Annotated in this window: 2 protein-coding genes and 2 pseudogenes; 2 read left to right on the top strand and 2 right to left on the bottom strand. The window is 65.3% G+C overall.

Annotated elements, in window-relative coordinates:
• Nucleotides 1-237, bottom strand: a 237-nt coding sequence (locus ACFYP3_RS37135) for a transposase (RefSeq protein ID WP_388842498.1), incomplete at its 3' end; no start/stop codon positions are given.
• Nucleotides 238-1,077: 840 nt separating this feature from the next.
• Between ACFYP3_RS37135 and ACFYP3_RS37130 the strand changes: the two are divergent.
• Nucleotides 1,078-1,197, top strand: a pseudogene (locus ACFYP3_RS37130) (IS5/IS1182 family transposase); the annotation flags it as partial.
• Here ACFYP3_RS37130 and ACFYP3_RS37125 read toward each other — a convergent pair.
• Nucleotides 1,184-1,510, bottom strand: a pseudogene (locus ACFYP3_RS37125) (transposase family protein); the annotation flags it as partial. The pseudogenes ACFYP3_RS37130 and ACFYP3_RS37125 overlap by 14 nt on opposite strands.
• A gap of 1,433 nt (nt 1,511-2,943) precedes the next feature.
• Here ACFYP3_RS37125 and ACFYP3_RS37120 point away from each other — a divergent pair.
• A complete protein-coding gene (locus ACFYP3_RS37120; RefSeq protein ID WP_388842496.1) occupies nt 2,944-3,540 on the top strand; it encodes a DUF5133 domain-containing protein in 597 nt (198 codons plus the stop codon).
• Nucleotides 3,541-4,087 lie beyond the last annotated feature (547 nt).

Raw genomic sequence — 4,087 nt, 5'->3', positions numbered from 1 at the left:
CGCACGTAGTTCTGCCAGGAGGACTTCATGCAGCCGGGGCCAGACGCCCGCCTCGGTCCAGTCCCGAAGACGCCGCCAGGACGTCACCCCGCTGCTGAGCACGTAAACGATCCCACGCAAGGCCGCCCGGTCGTCGGCGGGCAGCCGACCGGGATACCTCCGGCGCCGCGGCGGACGAGGAGGCAGCAGAGGAGCGACGCGTTCCCACAGGTCATCAGGCACAAGATCATCCGACACCCACAGCACTCTGCCGCCCTCAAGCCCAACTGCCAAGCCCCTACATCAAACCCATACTGAAATGATCAGTTACAGCCCGTCGATTGGGCGTCGAGGACGGTCTGTGAACGGGGCCGTTTCCAGCCGCCGCGATCCCCGTCGGCCTCGTGCAAGCGGGCCATCCGGCGGTGCTGGTGACGGTGGCGGCCGCTTCTCGGTGGATCACCGCCCGAATGCTGCCCGTGAGAGACGTAGCCGATCTGGTCACTGGCCGCTGGCTGCCGCTGAGGGATTGGGTTCCGTTCCCACAGCTCAGCTCTGAGACAACGGTGGAGCCATCGGCCCTGACAGCCCAGCAGGCCCGGGCTTCAGTTCGCAGCGTTCGCCTGCCTGCTGGCAGCAAATTCGTCCTCTGTAAGCGCAGAGGTCCGGAAGTGAAGAGGCTGACCGAACACACGAACGGCTATCTGGAAACCGCGTCCGTGCCAGGCCGGGTCTTCTCCAGTCGGCGGATTTGAGCTTCCAGCTGGCCGACTGACTCACCAACTCCAACGGCGGATCAACCAGACTTGCAGGCGAGGCCATCGGTCGGGCTGGAGGCCGGCCGGTCCCGGATGCTGCAGCTGCCTCTGATCTCCCCGTCGACTTGAAGGCGCCTTTGCGGCTCCCGCGGGATCCCTACGTCCGCCTCCACCCCTGCGACTGCTCCGTGCAGTCGGCGCCGCTCGCCTGGAGCGTCAGGACCGCTGGCCGTTCTCCTCGCAGCAGGCCACCTGCCTCGTCTCGCCCAGCTTGGCCACCGGAGCCGTGAGTGCGCCCGATCAACGCACACCTGTTTGACGGTGAGGTCATTCCCGGGCTAACAGCCGGGCCGACCACCCGGGAAAACATCGTCGGCACGGAATAAACCTGCAGGTCATCACGGCCCCTGACAGGAACCTGGTGTGGCTCTCGCCTGCTCTGGCGGGCCGCACGCACGACACTCGGCAAGAGCCCCGTCGAGGAGGACATAACGGGCGCCGGCGGATCTCAGGGGCGCGGTCAGACCCGGAGCCCGGCGGCCCAGGACCTCGATCACGCAGTGGACGTAGCTGTGGGCCACCCCCACGCTGATCCCGAAGCCGACGGCGATCCGGGTGAAGGCGCCGTTCCTCTTGAGGTACACCAGCACGGCCAGGACCCTGCTCGAAGCCGGCAGTCTGCATCGTCTGTCACCCTCACGGGTGGCGATGAGCATCGTGACCCACTCCACAAGGGCATGCGGAACATCGAATACGGCACGAGAGGAAACCAAAAAAGCTACCAGGCTGAGGAGTTGAGCGGTGATACCTCCCTCAACAACCCAGAGGCCCTACCCAATTCAGACGCACCGCCCCGTCACCCAATCGGTAGCCACTCTGAAAATGCTCACTGTCCTGAGTGGCCTTGGTGGGTCCCTGGCAACGGCAGGGGCGATGACGGGCAGTAGCGGGCCGTTCCAATCGCGGGTGGTCTTCGGTCCAGCCGTCTCTCCGGCCAAGCGGTGGCCTGCGCTGGAGTGCAGCAAGAGCACCAGAGCAAGTGCATGGCACTTACCCGTTGCGCATACGAGCGGCGGTGAGGTCGGGACAGACCCAGTGTCCGTCGAGGGTCTGCAGGACCAGCCGGTGCCTCGCCAGGCCGGCCAGGTGGCGCAGAACAGTCTGAGGCGTGTATCCCACGGCCTGACACAGACCCTCCAGAGTGGCTCCCGACGGGCCAGCCGCAGCAAGCAGACGGTAGGTACGCTCGGCGTTTCGCCCGAGTCCGCCATCCCGAGCAGAGCGGAAGGTATCCACAGAAGAGGCCGTATCAGCAGGCTTCTCCGAACACGGAGTGAGGGACTTCTGGCCGGGTAGGCGCTCGTAACCCAAGCGGGCCAGGACACGGTCCCAATTAGGCAGTTGAGGATCGGGCATGGCCGGAGCCGGCAGACGAGCGCGGGTTGCAGCGGGCCCAGGACGCGGAATCATATTCACCTTGCGACGCTTTCGGCCTTTCTGGGATTTGCTCACTTTAGAGGACCTTTCACCGTTATCTGACGAGGCCGCACGTTACACCGCAGCCAAGACCGGAGAAGAACCGAAACGCCGTCACGATGAAGTTCCCTGGACCGCTCTACACCATCGACCAATAAGAAGCACGCGCAATGGCCCAAAGCGGCCTCGACAGAAGGCTTACTCGTGAGGCCATGCCTGGCGGGGCAAGGGCGGCCGGCGGAGCGGCGAGATGGGAAGGGCCTGACCGCGCTAAAAGCCCCGCTGACGCCCATAGGCGCTCGGCCGTCGTGCGGGCCGGTACTGCTACGCCTAGGCAGGTTCCCTCCTTCAGGATCTTCTTCGCTCCCTCGTGCAGCCTGTAGAGGATCGAGGCCGGATCACCGTCTGCAGACCGGTCTCCGCCGGCCCTGGGCTGGGAGCAAAGCGGGGGAGTCAGGGAGTAGGCCCCCGATCCTGTCCCAGGACGCCTCGCACCGGTCCAGCCGAGCAACTGGCGCTCGCCACCGAAGCGGCGCAATGGCGCGCGCCTTGCCGATCGCGATGATGCAGAGCGAGCGGCAGTAGATTTCCAGGCACGGGCTTGCCTACGGGCTTGGCGGCTGGTCGGGCAGAGGTTAGCTCATGACTCCATCCAGGCGTCAACGAGGTGCGTTCAGCCTCATTCGATCGGCGGATTTGCCGCCCTGTCACTCTCCGGCTGAGCTAGGAGATGCTAAACAGCGGCTTCACCCACAGCACGACGAAGGAGTTATGCGTGGATCAGTCGCCGGCCACGGACGATCCCACTGAGCCTGCCGCCACTGGCGGGGGCCCAGATAATACGACCACTTGGGCCGCCATTGCGCGGGCGACTGGCGTGGTGATGGCTTGGACGCCCTGCACATCCGACTCCGCTCGCCGCATCCTCGCCAACACTGCCCGCGCCGCAGGGACCACTACGCAACATCTCGCCGAGAATGTCATCGCCACCCACGCCCGCACCCTGGCCAACCCACGGCTCGAAGCACTGCTACGCGCCGAAGTCAGCCGGGCTCAGACCCCACCTGCCAAAGCTTTTATCGGCCTGCGCCCACCACCGGGGGTCCTGCGTGAACACATCAATGAACTCCGGTCTGCCCGCCGCCGCACCCTCGCTGCGCCGCATGACCCCGGCCAACGTAGTGAACTCGACGCCGCTGCCTATACTCTGTGCGTGCTCATGGGACAACGCAACGCCTACGCTGCACTCGTAGCCGCCGAGGAAGAGGTAGCCACACACCGCCTGCCGCCGGCCCCTGCAGACCCCCCACCGCTCCCGACAGGCTGACCCGCAATAGTCGCAACCGACGTCGACACGCAATGTTGCCCGGCCCCGCATCGTCACATACTGTCCAACTCAGCTCTGTCAGGGACCGGGTCAGCGCCCATATCGAGGGTTCCTGGCACTTACTGAGGTTCGAGGGCAAGGTCGAAAGTGCGTTCATCAGGTCGGTTGGCTGAGACAGCCCTGATCCGACGCGGTCGGGGGTTGATCCTCTTGTAACTCGCCGCGGAGTTTGCGCTCAATAGCGTCGAGTCGGCCGCAGTCGCTGTTGGCCATGCCATTCTGCGCGCGAGTAAGCCAGACGACCTCGACGGAGTCCAGTTCGGTTGCATCCGGAGGCAGGCGCATGGTGGTGGGCCAGAAGTGCGCGGCCTCATTTTGCTTCAGTCAGAAGTCTGGTGTAGGCGATGACCAGCGGCTGTGCCTGGCGGCATTTGCCGCCGCCGCTCGCATCACCCCCGTTATCTTTTTCGCGGTCCTGCAATGGGGCCGCTGGCCTCCGGGCCCGGTATGACTGTGTCCCCTCTGTCGAACGGATGACCTGGGGGGT

It is taken from the genome of Streptomyces sp. NPDC005533, assembly GCF_042871845.1.
In the GTDB taxonomy this organism is placed as follows: domain Bacteria; phylum Actinomycetota; class Actinomycetes; order Streptomycetales; family Streptomycetaceae; genus Streptomyces.
The sequence above is the reverse complement of the archived record's forward strand: the minus strand, read 5'-3'. Positions and strand labels throughout refer to the sequence as shown.

Coding starts and splice junctions, on each gene's coding strand:
- ACFYP3_RS37120 (WP_388842496.1), top strand. CDS start 2,944: ATGCTAAACAGCGGCTTCACCCACAGCACGACGAAGGAGTTATGCGTG.